An 18,489-nucleotide genomic window follows, 5' to 3' on the forward strand; every position below is an offset into this window, starting at 1 on the left:
CTTACTGCTCCTCAGGATACCAACGGTCAAGCAGCTCTTGAGAACGCTTTAATTCACTTTCCCAAGTGTTAGCACCCACAACCACTGGCTTAAGCAAGATCACTAACTCTGTTTTAACTGTAGAGTTGGCGCGGTTGGTAAAGGCTTCACCTAAGAAAGGAATATCACCAAGCAGGGGAACCTTAGAAACAATCTCGGTATTTTCGCTCTTCATCAAACCACCGATCACCACAACATCACCACTCGCGGCCTTGATAACCGTATCAGATTCACGGATTTCACTCTGAGCTAAGGGCAGTTCTAGTGTGCTATCAGAGATCTTAATGCTCTTTATCTGCTCTTTAATATCGATAACCGATGGGTGGATGTGTAGTAGTACATTGCCCTGCTCATCGATTTGCGGTGTAACGTCAAGCGCAATACCTGAGAAGAAAGGTGTCAACTCCACATCTGGAGTAGTTATAGGGGTATTACTGGCCACCGTTGTGGAAGATACGTTAGTCACAAAGTACTCGTCTGTACCAACCTTAATCACCGCCTTCTGGTTATTAGACGCGGTTACACGCGGACTAGATAACACGTCGACATCACCTTGAGTATCGAGCAGATTAATCATGGTGCTGAAGTCGGATCCTTCTAGCTTGATAGAGGTTACGCCACCCAAGACATTAGAGATTTTATCGCCAAGACCCGCAGAAGGACTAGTGCCGAAACTGATGTCGGTACTACCAACGTGACCTAGTACACTTTCCCAGTGAATACCCTGCTGATAACCATCAGATAACGTCACTTCGAGTACTTTAGCTTCTAGGATCACTTGGCGCTGCAGGTGACTCTCAGCAGTCTTAATAAAGTTACGCACCTGACGGATTTCATTCGGATAAGCCCTGATCGTCACTAAACCCGCTTGTGGCGTCACGACCACTTGGCGACCACCGCCGGTATTACCAATAATCGAGACTAACGTCTCTTTTAACTCACCCCAGAAATCTGATTTGGTCTCGGAGCGAATAAAGGTACCGTTAGTTTGATCACTTGAGCTGTTACTTGAGCCAGAGTCATTATTGGAAGAGTTATTGAAATTACTGTTGCCGTTACTATTGTTATTGCTATTAGAGTTTGAATCATTATCTGAAATCCGGCCTGAACTTACTGAAGTCAGAGACAAGCCTTGGCGCTCCATATACAGATAGTTCAATGAGAAAGTCTCGGTGCGCATGCCTGCAGGGAAAATACGTAATACCCGCCCTTCTCGGCTCACTTCATAACCATAGATATCCTCTACAACTTGCAGTGCCTCTTTCAACGTCACGCTCTTTAACGACAGTGAAATCTTGCCGGTTACATCAGGATGAACAGCAACACTTAACGGAGTCCCTTGTGCAAGACTAGGGAAAAAGACTTTGGCATCGACATTGTTAGCGGATACATCGAAACGTCGTTCAGTCGGCCTTACAGGAGCAAAACCCTCTAGCAAATTACCCGACGAAAGCTCACGCTGCACTTCATCAGGCATCACAGCTGGCGGAGGCGTAGTCGCATTTGCAGCTTTATCAGCGGCAATAGATTCTGCTAACGCCTCCTTAGAAGCTACAGGGTTAGGTCTATCGACTGTTTGGCAAGCCACTAGCAATAATGACAGCAAAGGGGTGATATAGATTATTGAGCGCATTTTAATTATTGTCCCTTAAGATCTGTTACAGCTGGAAACAAAGTCAACTTACGACCGTCAGCTAACGACACCGTGTCTTTACCAATATGCACGATTTTGACACCTTTTACTTTTCCACCTAATGGGAAAATTTGATTATTTATCACAGCGTAAGCTGAGCTACCTTTCTGTACGATACTATTGAGCACCATGCTGGTGTTTGTTAAGGCTTTCACCGAAGTTGTATTTCCTGATAAATGCCCAGGTCTGGTCGGATCACGCAGCGTCGTAGCATGAAGGTTAAAACCTAATATACTGCACAGGAACGCTATCAATAGCGCACTAATCTTTTTTGGCAACACTGATAAAGTCCTTATTGATACTCAAGGTATAGAGCTCTAGCGATACCGAGGCCTTTGGATAGGTATCGACTCGATAGTCCATGCTACGCCAGTAGAGCTTATTCGGCATATTTTCTACAGCCTCGATAAATCTCAATACTGAAAAGTAATCACCAACAAATTCTAGTTTAATCCCATGGCTGTACAGGTTTAACTTCTTCTCTTCGCCCACCTCTAGTAGTGGAGTCGGTGCGATTGAGGTAAAAGACTGAAGCTTGATACCTTTTACCTTTGAAAGTAAGCCCGCTAGTAGGGTCGGCATATGATCTGCAGGCACCATATCTACCATCTGAGATGATAGCTGCTCGTCTATCGCCTTATTTTGCTGCTCAATATTACTTAGACGCTGACGATATTCGGTATTGGGATCTTTGGTTAAGCTCTCTTCGTACAGTGCAATCTGCTGCTTTGAGATGCGATTTTCACTCTCGATAGAGCGTTTCTGTTCACTGAGTTTGCTGTACTCATTAATTGCAGATTCTAGCGGTAGATAAAAGACAACACCGGCAAGAATAAGCGTAGCCGCAGCAACCAGCACTCTTTCCCGCTGGCTTAAAACATCAAATTTTTCTGCTATTTGCTTCCACTGCTGCCTCATTTGCTCAGCTCCTTGTCCGTGCTACTTGTCTCACTGGTCAGCTTAAATGCTAAAGGCTGATTTTCTCCTAAGCTCATTGTCATAGAGGCAAATGCATGGCCTTTTAAGGTGCTGGTTTTCAATCGCTCAATCCATAACGGGACACTCTCTGGGCTAGAGGTATATCCCTCGAAAATATAGCGATTTTCACTCACCTGAATGCGGCTCAACCAGATGCTGGCATTGGCCACAGATGCAAGATCTGTCATTAACGGTGAATAGCCATAGCTGGTTAGCATCTCTTGCTGGCTCAGTTTTCCAAACAGTTTTTGCTTGAGCTCTAACTGCTGCGCCTTTAAGGTTACTTCTGCAACCAAGTCTTCACTCGGGCCTCGTTTAGCCAGAGCGGTCTCGAGATCTTTCTTTTCTGAGTCAAGACGTTGCTTGGTTATCTCAAGTTTATTTTTCTCTGACTCAAGCTTGGCATTAAAACCAAATACCAACAAACTCGATAGTAATAATACGACCACTAAGCCCAACAGCAGTCGACTTAATTTAACAAAGGATAAGCGTAGCTCTGGCGGAAGCAATGTATCGGAATAAAGGTTTACTCTTAATTTCATTACGCCTGACCTCGCGCTAATTCGGCTAAAGCCAACTCGGCAAATACCGCCTCAACCGACGTCGAATGATAGGGGGTGACGCTTTGATTAAAGTTAGCGCTAATAAGTGTAGCAAGCCTCTCTCGCTCACCATCCATAACCAACTCGATGGAGGCGACAGGAGCCTCACGGAGGTGACTCTCGAAGTAGTCCATCGAACGTTGGATCTCTAGACTTAAATTATCGGCAACCCCATAGGCTAAATCTTCAGCAGAGACTTTATCAATCTGCAAGAAGCCTCGCACTCGACGTTGCATAAACACTTCACCATCTCTGACCACAGTCAGCAATAACTCTTGCCCTTCGCGATGACTTAATACCAGCCTTGCTAGATTATCGTTAAACAAGTTGCTCATCGCCATCTCTTCAATCGAGACACCGACTGTGTGTAAGCCTGCATTTTTGGCGGCTAACAACAGGGCTGATAACATGGACTTTTCAGTCACAACCACATTGACTTTATTTGTGGTCTGTTTCGATGATTCAAAGTAATCCAGATGAATATCCGTCACTGCTTGGCTTACGATATCTTTTACCGACCAAAGCAGTGCAGCATTGAGCTCATCATCTTGCACATTCGGCTTATCAACGAGTAATAGCTGATAGAAATCAGCGGCAAGTACGATTTGAATTCTTGCAGGACTAAACTCTTTAACCACTTGAGAGAATGCTTCCCCCCAATTATGGTGGCTAAACGAAAATGTCATGGCTTTAGCACCAACATCTGCGGCAGGTGCTTGAAAGACGGATATTTTGTCAGCACATATATAGATACCCAACTCAAGCGTCGGTGCAGCTTTGCGCCAAAACTGAATCTTATCCAACAAGCTTCCTTTCATTCATCTATGCCTTAGAAATTATCAAAAACTAACTGAGATGCGCCCGCGAAATGATGATAAATTGCACAATCAGTTTATATTAAATACTGTTAAACCTTAGCTAAATAGCGCAAGGTACTTATTATGCCATTAGTGTAGCGAGTTATCCCTGATTATTATAGATAAAACCCCAATTTAGGAATAAAGCGCAACAAACACCAACAAAAGCAAAACAAACTATACCTCTTCGATCGGCTCGCTAAAGAAGCTCCCCTGACCAGCACTAACCCCTAAGATCTGCAATGTTTGCCACTCTTCAAAGACTTCGACCCCTTCTGCACACACTTGCACCCCCGTGCGATATAAGCCCCCCATCAGACTGCGGACAAATAACTGATTCTCTGCACGCAGATGAATATGATTAACAATCGAACGATGCAATTTGATCAAGGAGATTGGGTAATGATGAATATATTCAGTACTCACCACCTGCTGACCAACTCCATCAACACAGATCGCCGCCCCCATTTTCTGAATCATATCTAATGGTTCAGCAAGTTGTGCTTGATGATTAACCAGAATATCTTCATTCACTTCGAAGATAAGCCTTGGTACTAGATGGCGGTATTCGAGTAGGGTCGTTTTGAGCCAACGCACAAATGCGCGACTAACTAACGTATCTAAACTCAAGTTGATACTGAATTTTAGGCTGTTATCTTTATGCTTTGGTAGCAGATCAAACATCACCATCTCTATCACTTGCCGCTCGATTTGAGGTGTTAAGCCGCACTTAATCGCCATAGGTAAGAATAGCGTGGCTCTAACAAGATTCCCCTGAGTATCACGCAATCTACAGGTCACTTCCTGATGATGGGCATGGGAGTCACTATCTACAACAGGCTGAGAAAATAGAAAGATCCTCTTGCTGACTAAGACATTCTCAAGAAAGCTACGCCAACGCACAGAGCCTTTTGATAGGTCACCATCAACCGCACCTTTATCGTACATAAACCAACTACTACTTCCCTGAAACTGTGCCGAGCGTAGCGCTAATTCAGCCTCTTCGACTAGGGCATCTTTATCATCGCCGACCTTAAAGTACGCCCCGCCAATATGGATAAAGTCATCGGGAAGATGCACCTCTGTATTGAGTTGATTCATACTTAAACGCAATAACTTAGCCGCCAGTTGGTCTGCTTCTAACTGCGAAATCTGTGGTACAACGACGGCAAACTGATTAGTTGAACGCCGTGAAAAAATACTATTGGCCTTATCGGCTAGAATTTGATTGATCGTGCCAATCAGCTGCGATAGCAATTCATCCACTTCATATTCATTAAGCTCTTTGCTTAACGAATCCAAATCTTCCATCTCTAGCAGGTACAACACACCAGGCGTCATCATGCCAGACTGGTTACTGAGCGCATCGAGACGGTTTTTCAAGAACAGTCGATTACCAATACCTGTGCTAGCATCTAGAAATGTATTAGAGCGAATAAACTGATCGAAACGAGCACGCTCTTTATGGGCATCGTCTAGCTCTAACAATAGGTGGGTGAGCGCTCGATTAATCAACCTAGGTTTACCATCGCCCTTTTCGGCCAATGCTTTATCGTACTCTCCCGATAAAATCAGGCTAGAACGCAGTGCAAGATCTTCGATACCACTGAGATGCACTGCAAACCAGCGAAAGCCCCAACGGACAAATAAAAATACGGCAAAGCAGCCAGTAATGATAACCAATACCTCGTTCCAACTCACATCGTCTTTATTAAATGGTGGAGGCATTATTAGCGTCATCAATAACTTACCATCAGTAAGCACGCTCTTATAGCTAACGCCGTGCTCATTCGGCATCGATGACTGGTACTCAAGAATTGATTGATTGTTTTGGGATAAAGAAAAGTCACTGGCTTGATAGGCTCGCAGCAAAGGCGGTAGCCACAGCTCAACCTCGGTTCGACTCTGTTGTGATAAACCTTGAGAAAACTGCTGCTCAATCAAGCTTTCTAATTCGGTGACCTTATGCTGCTGAAAAGCGTAAGTTAACTGAATAAAGCTGACCATCGCGGTCAAGAAACAGATGAATGCGACACCTGCCAATGACATGAGCCAAAAGCTAGTCAGTTTTTTAGTTAAAATTCGAGTCAGTTTCATCTGTCCGCTTCCTGCTGGAACTTATTATTATGCTTAAATCATCATACCCTGCATCGCCACCGTAGAGAATAATGATAAAGCCAGCCTTAGCTAGTAATACCAATCAGTTATACAGTAATCGAAAAAGCCTCGGCAATAAAAAAGGGCCCTTAGGCCCTTTTTTATGACATAGGAGTGATTAAGACTCCATGTAACCTTCAGGTAGCTCTTTAATTGTTGCTACACCAGATTCAATCGCAGCAATCGCAACCGCTTTTGCTACATTTGGTAGAAGACGCGCATCGATTGGCTTAGGGATCACGTAATCTGGACCAAATTCTAAAGAATCTACATTTGGATACGCTGCTAGTACAGAGGCCGGCACAGGCTCTTTCGCCAATGCAGCAATCGCGTGCACAGCCGCGATCTTCATCTCATCATTAATCTGAGAAGCACGAACATCTAACGCACCACGGAAAATGAATGGGAAGCAAAGTACGTTGTTAACCTGGTTAGGGTAGTCACTACGACCCGTACCCATGATCAGATCTTTACGTACATCGTGTGCCAACTCAGGCTTGATCTCTGGATCTGGGTTAGAACAAGCAAAAATAACTGGCTTATCAGCCATCAGCGCAACATCTTCAGCGCCAAGAACATCTGGGCCCGAAAGACCTAAGAATACGTCGGCACCTTTAATCACATCTTGTAGCGTACGCTTATCTGTATTGTTGGCAAATAACGCTTTATATTCATTAATGTCATCACGGCGAGTGTGAATAACGCCTTTTCTATCTAGCATGTAGACATTTTCGCGCTGTGCACCACAGTTAACAATCATTGTCATACAGGCGATTGCAGCAGCACCCGCGCCCATACAGACAAACACAGCCTCTTCGATAGACTTGCCCTGGATCTCCAGTGCGTTAAGCATACCTGCCGCGGTAACGATCGCAGTACCATGCTGATCATCGTGGAATACAGGCACGTTACAACGCTCGATTAGCGCTTTTTCAATCTCAAAACATTCAGGCGCCTTGATATCTTCAAGGTTAATACCACCGAACGTATCTGCAATCGCTTCAACTGTGTTGATGAACTCTTCAGATGTTCTGTGCTTAACTTCGATATCTGTAGCATCGATATTCGCGAAGTGTTTGAAAAGTAAAGCCTTACCTTCCATTACAGGCTTAGAAGCTAATGGGCCTAAGTTACCCAAGCCTAAGATAGCCGTACCGTTAGAGATCACAGCAACCGTATTGCCTTTACCGGTATAACGGTATGCATTGTCTGGATTAGCCGCAATTTCACGCACAGGTTCTGCAACACCTGGGCTATAGGCTAGAGCAAGGTCCATGCTTGTTTCTGCGGGCTTGGTTAGGCAAACAGCTGTTTTGCCTGGTACTGGGAATTCGTGATAATCGAGGGCTTGTTGACGAAGATCTGCCATTTTTCTAATCCTGAGTGCGACTAATAATATCCTGAGCGAAAGGTCGACAACTAAAGGTTCATTTTACTGCTCGATAATAGTGCTTTTATTAAGCATCTTAATTGAGCAAAAAACAGTTAGTTGATAGCCGCTAAGATACTTGAATCTCAGGTCATTTCAAATAAGTTCTTCTCATTTTTTAACTTTATCGCTATATATTATTTCTAAGGCGTATTTTCCAAGGTTATCTGAGACGGATGTATCGCATTTAGGCGATATTTACCGTAAGAAAAGTACAGCTTACCTCGGACTATTACCGGGCTTTCAAGCAGTTCTAGCGTCAAAATGTTACTAAACTTACCAATATCTTGCTGAGACATCATCACCACTAAGTTATTGTCGATATTCAGCTCAAAATTTTGACCTTTTCTTTCATAACCAGTAACAACTCCTCCGATCTCTAGCCACTTATTACTATCATCACGAGAAAGTGCATTCGTCAGTTTAGCTTGATAGGCTTTATGGCTCCAAAGTCCACGCTTATGCTCACGAGCCGTTTGCTCAACCTTACTTAAACACTGCCAAAAGTAATCATTTTGATAGACCCTAGCCTTAGCAAAGCCATTAGCTAGCATCAACTCTTGCAGATGTTGTAAATCTTGAGTGTAAACATAAGCCAATGTGCGCCCAAAAAAATCTAAGCGCCTCTTATCGAAGGCTAATAGTAGTTTCTGACCGGGTTTGATTCTCTTTGATAAGAACTGCTTTGCTGAGGTTGCATAGGGCTGAGAAAGTACAGGAAATTGGAAGTCTATCTCGGGGGCATCGATACCGATAAGACGGATCAGTCGACCATCGGTGAGTGTAATGGTGTCGCCATCGTTGACATAATCTAGGGTAACGGTTTCATCAAATTGAGTCGGCACACACAGACTCGCCTGTGCGGCGAAAACCTGTAAAGATAACAGCAGGACTGCCAATACTCTCATTAACCTCATCTCTTGGCTCTCCTTGTAAAGCTAAGCTTTAACACACTAAGAATTAAAAGTATCACGGAGCCATAACCGATAGCTATTCTAACAGGTGTAAAAGTATCCCCTTTTTAATACTCGTTTGATAAGCAGATTCTAGATAGCAAAAAGGCGCCAGAAGGCGCCTTTTTCAAATTCATTGCAGAAGTAATTACTTCTTGCCAAGTGCACCAAAGCGCTTGTTGAACTTGTCGATACGTCCGCCAGTATCCATAACTTTCTGGGTACCAGTGTAGAATGGGTGACATGAACCACATACGTCTAGGTGTAAATCTTTACCTACAGTAGAGTTAATTTTGATAACGTTACCACAAGTACAAGTTGCAGTGATTTCTGCATAATCAGGATGAATGCCTGCTTTCATTGGAATTACCTCAGTAAAAGGCCATGTCGCTCTTCCAACCCGAAGTCGGACACCACATGCAGTTAATAAAATTATTTAGGCGGCGAATATTACAGGATCTAAATTGTAGATTCAAGCACCACTTTGCCTGTTTAATGAATTATACCTTACTACAGCAAAAAGCCACTGCGACTGCGCTCTGTAGCGGTATTATTTAATTATTACTTCATCGCATCAAACTGCTTTTCTGCCGCCTTAGCATCGGCATACTTTTCAAGTGTCGTCATCGACGGACATTCCAATTTTGCCTCAGATTTTAAACCATGAATACTGCGCCGATTAAACGCATCAGGATTGCGCTCAAAAATAGCGAGCATCGCTCCATAGGGGCTAATTCCCCAGCGCTTAGATTGTCGGTTAGCAACCCGCCAAAGTGTCTCTTTACCATCAAACTCAATCTGGCAATCGTCTAAACGACTCACAAGCACATTGGCTCCGCTAACCCTAACGCCGCCTTTGTTTGCGGCCAGAGGTTCACTCGGCTTCAGTGCTGTAGATATCGATAGATGACTCGCGGTATTTTGAGCATCCATTTCTGCTTGCGGTATATTGGCGTTAAATAAACTCAGTACCTTGACTTGATGCCAGCGATTAACCCGATACTCTTTCACTATTAATACGGCCTCTTTATCAACCACATCATCAACCCCAGTCACCTGCACCATAAAGCTCGTCAAAGGTTTAGCGATAAGTCGTTCTTCACCACTGCCCTGTCGAATTGAGAACTGAACCTTTTTCAGATTATTGTGAGATGAAACGATATTAAGCTTTAAAGTTGGATGTTGGCCAAACTCAAACTGTCGCTCATTAATACTGACATGGGACACCTGCGCATGGGCCGTTGTTAACATCATCAAGCCAGCTAACGCCAATATGACTCTCTTCATTAAGGTCCTTCCTAATTTAAGTTAACCATCTCGTTAATTATTTTTATAATCATGGATAATACGGCTATAGTCTATCGACTAAAATGCCAAGGCATTAATTTCCATACACAATCTTTAGCTTAAAAACCCTGGTTTATAAAACGGTTTATAAAACAGAGTATAACCGCCACTTCATATCTATCTCCAACCAAGCGCGATTAGCTCGCATAAGGTGAATAAAATCAATTCTCGCTAGCTCTCAGTAAACAGCCTCGGTACACTTAAAGCCAATATCCTTTCGAAACAGTAACCCTATGCCTTTGTTTGTTGAGGTCGCACTCCCCGTTCCAATGCGGCAAAACTTTAGCTACCAAGTACCTGAGCACATCACTATTACGCCTCAAAAAGGCATGCGTGTACAAGTGCCATTTGGTCGCCAACAACTCATAGGCCTAATCACCGCAGTCAGTGATAGTTGCACGCTTACACCTAAGCAGATAAAACCGATTGTTTCGATTCTAGATAATGAGCCACTACTACCAGAATCACTCTATAAATTAACCGCTTGGGCCGCAAGATATTACTTCTGCAGCCTAGGACAGATGCTGTCGCAAGCCATTCCTGTGGCACTGCGAAAAGGCGCCGAAGTCAAGGAGTCGAGTGTCACATACTGGACGCTAACAGACTCAGGCAAAGAGGCTGATATCAACCAGCTCAATCGAGCCCCCGCACAACGTAAGTTGCTTCACAGCTTGCGAGAGCGCGATCTAGATCTAAATGAAATTACTAGCCTCGAGCTCAGTAAGACTGCGATCAAAGCACTCGATGACAAAGGTTGGATTGAAAAGAAAACCCGCACCTTGGCCGTCGACCTTAGCTGGCGCACCGAGCTTGAAATGACCGAAGAGCCCCATAGGCTCAACCCTGAGCAAGCCATTGCCGTTGCCACCCTGACTCAGCAATCAGGCTACCACTGCACTCTGCTCGAAGGTGTCACGGGCTCAGGTAAGACTGAGGTCTATCTCGCCATGCTCGAAACCATACTAAAGCAGGGAAAGCAGGCTTTGGTGCTCGTTCCAGAAATTGGCTTAACGCCACAAACGATTAACCGCTTCAGACGTCGATTCAATGTCAAGGTAGCGGTGATCCATTCAGGCCTGACCGATAATCAAAGACTGGATGCATGGCGTCAGGCAAGATCGGCCGAAGCAGCCATCATCATAGGTACCCGCTCGGCGCTATTTACTCCTATGGCCTACCCTGGAGTGATCATCTTAGATGAAGAGCATGACTCTAGCTTTAAACAGCAAGAAGGTGTGGGCTATCACGCTCGCGACTTAGCCGTGATGCGTGGTCACCTTGAACAGATCCCTGTGATTCTAGGCACGGCCACACCATCGCTAGAGACGCTTCAAAATGCCCTCAATGGTCGTTACCAGCATCTGCAGCTAGCCAAACGTGCAGGTGCAGCTGAAAAAGTGCGCCAAGGCATTGTCGATATCCGCAATCAACCGCTGCGTTCAGGTATGTCCCATGCGCTATTAAATGAGATGCGAATCCACCTCGATGCAGGCAACCAGGTTATCCTATTTTTGAACCGTCGGGGCTTTGCTCCTGCGCTTATATGCCATGAGTGTGGCCACCTACACGAATGCGATCGTTGCGATGCCTTCTTCACTGTGCATCAAGCACTGGGCGAAATTCGCTGCCATCACTGCGGTAACCAATATGCCATCCCTAGACAGTGTCATAGCTGTGGCAGCACCATGCTTGCAGGCCAAGGCGTGGGCACAGAGCAACTCGCTTCGTTCTTAGAAAAAGAGTTTCCCAATCATCCTGTGGTGCGCATCGACAGAGATACCACCCGCAATAAAGGCTCACTCGAAGAGCACCTCAATGCTATTCACAAAGGCGAGTATAAAATTCTTGTCGGTACCCAGATGCTCGCCAAGGGGCACCACTTTCCCGATGTCACTCTAGTTGGGCTTTTAGATGTCGATGGCGCACTGTTTAGCGCCGACTTTAGAGCACCTGAACGCTTTGGCCAGCTCTATACTCAGGTGTCGGGTCGTGCAGGCCGCGCCACTAAGCCGGGAACCGTGCTACTGCAGACCCATCAGAGCGATAACGCCATGCTGCGCGAGCTGATGCACAAAGGCTATGGCGAATTTGCTCGTAACCAGCTATTTGAACGCACTCAAGCACTATTGCCACCAGCGTGGCACATGATCTTAATTCGTGCCGAGGCCCACCAAGCTGTCGATGCCGATAATCTGCTGAGCCAGATAGGTGCCTTGCTACCGCAAGATGAGGAGTGTGAAGTGATTGGCCCCATGCCTGCTCCACTCGATAGGAAAGCGGGCAAGTATCGTCGCCAGCTGTTATTCCAGACTAAAAATCGTAACCGACTCCAACAAGAGTTTGAACGAGCCCTGCCGCAAATAGAGCAACTGCCACTGGCTAAAAAATGTCGTTGGAGCATAGATAGAGACCCGCAAGATCTGCTTTAAATCGACTTTATCCATATCAATGCAGAAAAAGTTCGTTAGAGGATAGTAATTCACCGCCACTAGCGGCTAAAATAGTCGGTTACCCCTTATTATTTTTCTTTACGTAAGTGTCGATTAAACGCCAATGAAATCACATACTCAATCTTTACTCGCTGAATCTTTAAATGCCCTTAAACAACAAGGTATTGTTCCTGCTGATTTTGAAGCTCGCATTCAAGTCGACCGAACGAAAGATAAGAGCCACGGTGATTTTGCGACTAACTTGGCTATGATGCTTACCAAAGCAGCCGGTAAAAATCCTCGTGAAATCGCGCAACTGCTGATCGATAACCTACCAACTTCGGCACATGTTGAAAAAGTAGAGATCGCAGGTCCTGGCTTTATCAACTTCTTTATCGATGATAACGCCTTAGCTAACCAGTTAATGGCTGCACTTAACAGTGACACCTTGGGCATTGAACTGCCAGCGCCACAAACTGTTGTTGTCGATTACTCTTCGCCAAACCTAGCCAAAGAGATGCACGTAGGTCACCTACGTTCAACCATTATTGGTGACAGTGTTGTGCGCGCCCTAGAATTTATGGGCCACAATGTTATTCGTCAAAACCATGTGGGTGACTGGGGTACGCAGTTCGGTATGCTACTTGCCTATATGGAAGAACTTCGCGCCGCCAATGGCGAGCAAGCCAAGATGGAGCTATCAGATCTTGAGACCTTCTACCGCGCTGCCAAAGTTCGCTTCGATGAATCTGAAGCGTTTGCAACCCGCGCGCGTAAGCTCGTTGTTGAGCTTCAGTCTGGTGACGAGTACTGCAACAAGTTATGGCGTGAATTTAACGACATTTCGCTCAGTCACTGCCATGAGCTATACGAACGTTTAGGCGTAAGCTTAACTCGCGCAGATGTTCGCGGCGAAAGTGCTTATAACAGTGACCTAGCACAAGTGGTTGCAGACTTAGATTCACAAGGCTTATTGTCAGAAAGCAACGGCGCAAAAGTTGTATTCCAAGACGAATTTAAGAACAAAGAAGGCGAACCACTACCGGTTATTATCCAAAAAGCCGATGGCGGTTACCTGTATGCCACCAGCGATTTAGCTGCAATGCGCTACCGCTCAAACGTGCTAAAGGCCGACCGCGCACTTTACTTTGTTGACCTGCGTCAAGCACTACACTTCCAGCAAGTATTTAAACTAGCTAAAACCGCTAAGTTTGTACGCGAAGAGATGAGCTTCGAGCACATGGGCTTCGGTACTATGAACGGTGAAGATGGTCGCCCATTCAAGACTCGCTCTGGTGGTGTGGTTAAACTAATCGACCTGTTGAACGAAGCCGATACTCGCGCACTAGAGCTTGTTCGCAGCAAGAACCCTGATATGGATGAAGCTGAGCTTGCAGAAATTGCTCGCGTTGTGGGTATCGCATCGGTTAAGTACGCAGACCTTTCAAAGAACCGCGCAAGCGATTACATCTTTAGTTTTGAGCAGATGTTGAGCTTTGAAGGCAACACAGCGCCTTACCTTCTTTACGCATACACTCGTGTTGCAGGTATCTTTAAGCGTGCTCAAGACGTTGACTTAAGCGATGCAACAATCATTCTTGAACACGAAAAAGAGAAAGACTTAGGGACTAAGCTGGCACAGTTTGGCGAAGTCATGGCGCGTATGGTGGGTAAAGGTCAACCTCATGCATTATGTGGTTACCTATTTGAACTTGCTGGTGCCTTCTCTAGCTTCTACGAGGCTTGCCCTGTATTGGCAGCAGAAACAGAAGAGTCGAAGAAGAGCCGCCTGTTATTGTCTCAGCTAACCGCTAAGACATTAAAGCAGGGTCTGAACCTTCTTGGTGTTGAAACGTTAGAACGGATGTAATCTTTAACCCATGACAAATCGTGATTATGCAAACCGTAAGCCTGCTCGAAAAGGTAAGAACAGCGCTCGCAAAAAGAGCTCAAAGGGAAACGCGCCTAAACGTTTCCCTATTCTGCTGTTGCTTATCACGCTTACAGGCTTAGGTGGTTTCGGCTATTTACTGTGGACTTTAAGTTCCAGTGATGAACCGACGCCAGCTCCAGTTGTTGTCGAGCAGCCAGAGAAAAAGCCTGTAAAGAAAGATCCTAATGCGCTTCCTCCTGTACCTAAAGAGGAGTGGACCTATCTTGAAGAACTTGAAAACAAGAAGGTTGAGGTCGATATTCCTGACACCTCTGATCAACCTAAGCGTCCTTACCAGATGCAGTGTGGCTCATTTAGAAAAGAGTCTCAGGCCAATGAGCTAAAGGCGATTATCGCTTTCCAAGGCTTAGAAGCTCAAGTGCGTAAGGTAAAGGGCAGCAGTGGGATCTGGTATAAGGTGGTACTCGGTCCCTACGACAAGAAGCGAGATGCGGAAAGACAGCGCCATGTCTTACAGAATGGTGGCACCAACGGTTGCCAGATCTGGTTCTGGGAAAGTTAAATAAATAGCTTCAATCAAAACGCTGCCCTGTGCAGCGTTTTTTTATGGCTGCAGCTCCTAGCTGCCCTTGATATTCAAATCAGCATCCCCATATCTTTATTATCGTCAACCAGAAGACACATCGTCTCTGGCTAGAGAAGAGGATTTATTGTGACCACAATCGTATCAGTACGCCGAAATAACCAAGTTGTTATCGCTGGTGATGGCCAAGTTTCTCTCGGTAATACCGTTATGAAAGGCAACGCTAGAAAAGTTCGTCGTTTGTACCACAACAAGGTACTTGCGGGCTTTGCTGGCGGTACAGCCGATGCATTCACCCTATTCGAGCGTTTCGAGGCAAAACTAGAAATGCACCAAGGTCACCTGATGCGTGCCGCCGTTGAAATGGCTAAAGACTGGCGCTCAGATAAAGTATTACGCAAGCTAGAAGCCCTACTTGCCGTGGCCGATGCTGAATCTTCACTAATTATTACCGGTAATGGTGATGTTGTTCAGCCTGAAAATGATCTTATCGCGATCGGTTCTGGCGGCGCCTTTGCCCAGTCAGCTGCGACTGCACTACTTGAAAACACCGACTTAAGTGCTCTTGAGATCGCTGAAAAATCGCTGACTATCGCTGGTGACATCTGTGTGTTCACCAACCAGTTTAAGACCATTGAAGAATTAAAGTACTAAGCGAACTATTCGTTTATACGACAAATGCTGTAAAGCATGAGGAAAGAATATGTCTGAAATGACACCACGTGAAATTGTTCACGAGCTAGATAGCCACATTATCGGCCAACAGAAAGCCAAGCGTTCAGTAGCCATTGCTCTACGTAACCGCTGGCGCCGTATGCAGCTTGCTGCTGACTTGCGTCAAGAAGTGACACCAAAGAACATTCTTATGATTGGCCCTACTGGTGTAGGTAAAACTGAGATTGCTCGTCGTCTAGCTCGTCTTGCTAAAGCGCCATTCATCAAGGTTGAAGCGACTAAGTTCACTGAAGTGGGCTACGTGGGTAAAGAAGTTGAGCAGATCATTCGCGATCTCACCGACTCAGCTATCAAGCTGACTCGCGAAGAGCAGATTAAAAAGTGCAAGTTCCGCGCTGAAGAAGCTGCAGAAGAGCGCATTTTAGATGCATTGCTACCTAAGCCCAAAGAAGATTGGGATAACGAAAAATCAGATAGCAGCGCAACACGTCAAATCTTCCGTAAGAAATTACGCGAAGGCCAGCTAGATGATAAAGAAATTGAGATCGATATTGCTGCGCCACAAGCCGGCATTGAAATCATGTCTCCTCCTGGTATGGAAGAGATGACTAACCAGCTACAAAGCATGTTCCAAAACATGGGACCAGGTGCAAGCAAGCGCCGCAAGATGCCAATCAAAGAAGCTTATAAGCTATTGATTGAAGAGGAAGCATCTAAGCTGGTTAATCAAGAAGACTTAAAAGAACAAGCAATCGAGCTTGTTGAGCAACACGGTATCGTGTTCTTGGATGAGATCGATAAGATCTGTAAGCGTGGCGAATCATCTGGCCCAGATGTGTCTCGTGAAGGTGTGCAGCGTGACCTGCTTCCTCTTGTTGAAGGTTGTACGGTTAACACTAAACACGGCATGGTAAAAACAGATCATATCTTGTTTATCGCCTCTGGTGCGTTCCAGATGTCTAAGCCATCTGACTTAATCCCAGAGCTTCAGGGTCGTCTACCAATTCGTGTTGAGTTAGATGCACTATCTGCAGGTGACTTTAAGCGTATTTTAACTGAGCCACACGCATCATTGACTGAGCAGTATATTGCTTTGATGGGTACAGAAGGCGTTACGATTGAATTTACCGAAGATGGTATCGAGAGTATTGCAGAGGCTGCATGGCAGGTAAATGAGCGTACAGAAAACATCGGTGCCCGTCGTCTACACACTGTTATGGAGCGCTTAATGGAAGAGCTTTCTTATGAAGCTTCTGACAAGTCAGGCTCTGTTACGGTTATCGATGCCGCTTATGTGAAAGCAAGCTTAGATAACTTGGTGCAAGACGAAGACTTAAGTCGCTATATTCTTTAAGCACAGCCTACTTTCGTCGCCAAATAATGGCTAAATTAGTGATAGCGGTTAAGGACATTTACGGACTTAACCGCTATTGTGCTTCTAATACTCGTAAAAATCATGTCGGTTAGTTAATAGATGACTCAAGATAACAACACTCCTAATGTTTCAGCGTTAAAGCTAAAACGAAAATCTCGCCAGCTTGAGATGACCTTCGATAACGGTGAGGTTCATCAGTTGAGCTGTGAAATGCTAAGGGTCTACTCACCTTCAGCAGAGGTGCATGGCCACGGCAATCCGGTACTGGTCACTCATAAGAAAAACGTCAATATCACTGCAATTGATCCTGTCGGCAACTACGCCGTTAAAATCACATTCGATGATGGCCATAATACCGGTCTGTTTTCTTGGAAGGTTTTGCACGATCTCGCAACCCATCAAGTGGACCTATGGGAGAAGTATCTTGCTCGTCTGCGCGCGGCAAAAGCCAGTCGTGAGCCACTGATCGATATGACAGTTAAGTACCACAAGTAATAGCAATTATACCTAGAGGTCGCCTCTACCTTGGCGGTCTCGGCTTGCCCTACCTAGTAAACGACAGCAAGCCTTTCTCATCAGTAACTATCGCAATTACATCCCACCTTTGTGAAGCAAACATAAAAACTGCACATATATCACTCGATGCGGACTTATGTCCTCTATGCATTTGTCTCTGACAATTACTATCGGCGGTAATTAAAAAAGAGGATTACTCATGACTGCACATATCAATGGCAAAGCAGGCGATTTCGCTGAAACTATCATCATGCCTGGCGACCCGCTTCGCGCAAAGTATATCGCTGAAAACTTCTTAGAAGATGCGGTAGAAGTCACTAACATTCGCAATATGCTTGGTTATACTGGCTTCTATAAAGGTCAGCGCATCTCAGTTATGGGCCACGGCATGGGCATTCCTTCTATGGTTCTATATGCCCACGAACTTGTCGCTGATTTTGGTGTGAAGCGCATCATTCGCGTAGGTAGCCTAGGTGCGACTCAGCAAGACGTTAAAATTAACGATGTGATTCTAGCCCAAGCAGCAGGTACCGATTCACCTACAAATGCTAAGCGCAGCAGTGGCTACCAGATGGCGACTTCGGCTACTTTCGATCTACTGCATAAAGCCTACATGATTGCCCAGCAAAAGCAGATCAATGTAAAAGTCGGCAACGTGTTTAGTGGTGATATGTATTACGATCCTGACGAAGACATGATCCCAGCACTTGAGCGTTTCGGCGTGCTAGGTATTGATATGGAAGTGGCTGGCCTATATGGTCTTGCTCACCATAAAGGATTTGAATCCCTAGCAATTTTAACGGTATCGGATCACTGCTTAACTGGCGAAGAGACCACTGCAGAGGCTCGTCAGTTAACCTTTAATCAGATGATCGAGCTGGCATTAGAAACAGCCTGTCAATAAGAGTTAAATAAGCCGCTCGAAGCCTAGCTTCCAGCGGCTTACTTTATTAATCATTAGT

At 45.3% G+C, this 18,489-nt stretch carries 17 protein-coding genes; 7 read left to right on the forward strand and 10 right to left on the reverse strand.

Annotated features, from left to right (window positions below; all coding sequences use genetic code 11):
- Nucleotide 1: 1 nt before the first annotated feature.
- From mshL to JMA39_RS07710, 10 genes are all read right to left on the reverse strand, one after another.
- A complete protein-coding gene (gene mshL / locus JMA39_RS07665; protein ID WP_202721236.1) occupies nucleotides 2-1,672 on the reverse strand; it encodes a pilus (MSHA type) biogenesis protein MshL in 1,671 nt (556 codons plus the stop codon).
- A 5-nt stretch (nucleotides 1,673-1,677) separates the two neighbouring features.
- Nucleotides 1,678-1,887 (reverse strand): hypothetical protein, encoded by a 210-nt coding sequence (locus JMA39_RS21170; protein ID WP_237732704.1) that lies wholly within the window; start codon nucleotides 1,885-1,887, stop codon nucleotides 1,678-1,680.
- 106 nt (nucleotides 1,888-1,993) lie between these two features.
- Nucleotides 1,994-2,650, reverse strand: coding sequence for an MSHA biogenesis protein MshJ (locus tag JMA39_RS07675; protein WP_202721238.1), 657 nt, complete (start codon nucleotides 2,648-2,650; stop codon nucleotides 1,994-1,996).
- Nucleotides 2,647-3,252: a fimbrial assembly protein gene (locus JMA39_RS07680; protein WP_202721239.1), complete on the reverse strand. Its 606-nt coding sequence runs from the start codon at nucleotides 3,250-3,252 to the stop codon at nucleotides 2,647-2,649. Before JMA39_RS07680 ends, JMA39_RS07675 begins: the two co-directional genes overlap by 4 nt.
- A complete protein-coding gene (locus tag JMA39_RS07685) occupies nucleotides 3,252-4,130 on the reverse strand; it encodes an MSHA biogenesis protein MshI (RefSeq protein WP_202721240.1) in 879 nt (292 codons plus the stop codon). The genes JMA39_RS07680 and JMA39_RS07685 overlap by 1 nt, the downstream gene beginning before the upstream one ends.
- Nucleotides 4,131-4,346: 216 nt before the next feature.
- Nucleotides 4,347-6,266, reverse strand: a complete 1,920-nt coding sequence (gene csrD / locus JMA39_RS07690; RefSeq protein WP_202721241.1) for an RNase E specificity factor CsrD — start codon at nucleotides 6,264-6,266, stop codon at nucleotides 4,347-4,349.
- Between the two features lie 178 nt (nucleotides 6,267-6,444).
- Nucleotides 6,445-7,695, reverse strand: a complete 1,251-nt coding sequence (locus JMA39_RS07695; protein WP_202721242.1) for a malic enzyme-like NAD(P)-binding protein — start codon at nucleotides 7,693-7,695, stop codon at nucleotides 6,445-6,447.
- Nucleotides 7,696-7,898: 203 nt separating this feature from the next.
- A complete protein-coding gene (locus JMA39_RS07700; RefSeq protein WP_202721243.1) occupies nucleotides 7,899-8,672 on the reverse strand; it encodes a thermonuclease family protein in 774 nt (257 codons plus the stop codon).
- A gap of 184 nt (nucleotides 8,673-8,856) precedes the next feature.
- Entirely contained in the window at nucleotides 8,857-9,069 is a 213-nt protein-coding gene (rpmE, locus tag JMA39_RS07705; protein WP_044555581.1) for a 50S ribosomal protein L31, read from the reverse strand.
- 200 nt (nucleotides 9,070-9,269) lie between these two features.
- Complete coding sequence (locus JMA39_RS07710) at nucleotides 9,270-9,995, reverse strand: FimV/HubP family polar landmark protein (RefSeq protein WP_202721244.1); 726 nt, start codon at nucleotides 9,993-9,995, stop codon at nucleotides 9,270-9,272.
- A 293-nt stretch (nucleotides 9,996-10,288) separates the two neighbouring features.
- On the opposite strand from JMA39_RS07710, the gene priA reads away from it, so the two are divergent.
- From priA to deoD, 7 genes are all read left to right on the forward strand, one after another.
- A complete protein-coding gene (gene priA, locus JMA39_RS07715) occupies nucleotides 10,289-12,484 on the forward strand; it encodes a primosomal protein N' (protein ID WP_202721245.1) in 2,196 nt (731 codons plus the stop codon).
- 124 nt (nucleotides 12,485-12,608) lie between these two features.
- Nucleotides 12,609-14,354, forward strand: coding sequence for an arginine--tRNA ligase (argS, locus tag JMA39_RS07720; RefSeq protein WP_202721246.1), 1,746 nt, complete (start codon nucleotides 12,609-12,611; stop codon nucleotides 14,352-14,354).
- A 10-nt stretch (nucleotides 14,355-14,364) separates the two neighbouring features.
- Complete coding sequence (locus JMA39_RS07725) at nucleotides 14,365-14,940, forward strand: SPOR domain-containing protein (RefSeq protein ID WP_202721247.1); 576 nt, start codon at nucleotides 14,365-14,367, stop codon at nucleotides 14,938-14,940.
- A 150-nt stretch (nucleotides 14,941-15,090) separates the two neighbouring features.
- Complete coding sequence (gene hslV, locus JMA39_RS07730; RefSeq protein ID WP_012278923.1) at nucleotides 15,091-15,615, forward strand: ATP-dependent protease subunit HslV; 525 nt, start codon at nucleotides 15,091-15,093, stop codon at nucleotides 15,613-15,615.
- A gap of 49 nt (nucleotides 15,616-15,664) precedes the next feature.
- Nucleotides 15,665-16,990: an ATP-dependent protease ATPase subunit HslU gene (gene hslU, locus JMA39_RS07735; protein ID WP_202721248.1), complete on the forward strand. Its 1,326-nt coding sequence runs from the start codon at nucleotides 15,665-15,667 to the stop codon at nucleotides 16,988-16,990.
- A gap of 120 nt (nucleotides 16,991-17,110) precedes the next feature.
- Nucleotides 17,111-17,506, forward strand: a complete 396-nt coding sequence (locus JMA39_RS07740) for a gamma-butyrobetaine hydroxylase-like domain-containing protein (protein WP_202721249.1) — start codon at nucleotides 17,111-17,113, stop codon at nucleotides 17,504-17,506.
- 220 nt (nucleotides 17,507-17,726) lie between these two features.
- Complete coding sequence (deoD, locus tag JMA39_RS07745; RefSeq protein ID WP_202721250.1) at nucleotides 17,727-18,431, forward strand: purine-nucleoside phosphorylase; 705 nt, start codon at nucleotides 17,727-17,729, stop codon at nucleotides 18,429-18,431.
- Nucleotides 18,432-18,489 lie beyond the last annotated feature (58 nt).

Origin of the sequence: Shewanella schlegeliana, assembly GCF_016765635.1 — a bacterium.
Taxonomy (GTDB): Bacteria; Pseudomonadota; Gammaproteobacteria; order Enterobacterales; family Shewanellaceae; genus Shewanella; species Shewanella schlegeliana.

Bases quoted from the DNA above. Each gene is read 5' to 3' on its own strand.
- JMA39_RS07675 (WP_202721238.1), bottom strand. From the start codon at position 2,650: ATGAGGCAGCAGTGGAAGCAAATAGCAGAAAAATTTGATGTTTTAAGC.
- JMA39_RS07710 (WP_202721244.1), bottom strand. From the start codon at position 9,995: ATGAAGAGAGTCATATTGGCGTTAGCTGGCTTGATGATGTTAACAACG.
- deoD (WP_202721250.1), top strand. From the start codon at position 17,727: ATGACTGCACATATCAATGGCAAAGCAGGCGATTTCGCTGAAACTATC.
- priA (WP_202721245.1), top strand. From the start codon at position 10,289: ATGCCTTTGTTTGTTGAGGTCGCACTCCCCGTTCCAATGCGGCAAAAC.
- hslU (WP_202721248.1), top strand. From the start codon at position 15,665: ATGTCTGAAATGACACCACGTGAAATTGTTCACGAGCTAGATAGCCAC.
- JMA39_RS07695 (WP_202721242.1), bottom strand. From the start codon at position 7,695: ATGGCAGATCTTCGTCAACAAGCCCTCGATTATCACGAATTCCCAGTA.
- csrD (WP_202721241.1), bottom strand. From the start codon at position 6,266: ATGAAACTGACTCGAATTTTAACTAAAAAACTGACTAGCTTTTGGCTC.
- JMA39_RS07725 (WP_202721247.1), top strand. From the start codon at position 14,365: ATGACAAATCGTGATTATGCAAACCGTAAGCCTGCTCGAAAAGGTAAG.
- JMA39_RS07685 (WP_202721240.1), bottom strand. From the start codon at position 4,130: ATGAAAGGAAGCTTGTTGGATAAGATTCAGTTTTGGCGCAAAGCTGCA.
- JMA39_RS07680 (WP_202721239.1), bottom strand. From the start codon at position 3,252: ATGAAATTAAGAGTAAACCTTTATTCCGATACATTGCTTCCGCCAGAG.
- JMA39_RS07740 (WP_202721249.1), top strand. From the start codon at position 17,111: ATGACTCAAGATAACAACACTCCTAATGTTTCAGCGTTAAAGCTAAAA.
- JMA39_RS07700 (WP_202721243.1), bottom strand. From the start codon at position 8,672: ATGAGGTTAATGAGAGTATTGGCAGTCCTGCTGTTATCTTTACAGGTT.
- rpmE (WP_044555581.1), bottom strand. From the start codon at position 9,069: ATGAAAGCAGGCATTCATCCTGATTATGCAGAAATCACTGCAACTTGT.
- argS (WP_202721246.1), top strand. From the start codon at position 12,609: ATGAAATCACATACTCAATCTTTACTCGCTGAATCTTTAAATGCCCTT.
- mshL (WP_202721236.1), bottom strand. From the start codon at position 1,672: ATGCGCTCAATAATCTATATCACCCCTTTGCTGTCATTATTGCTAGTG.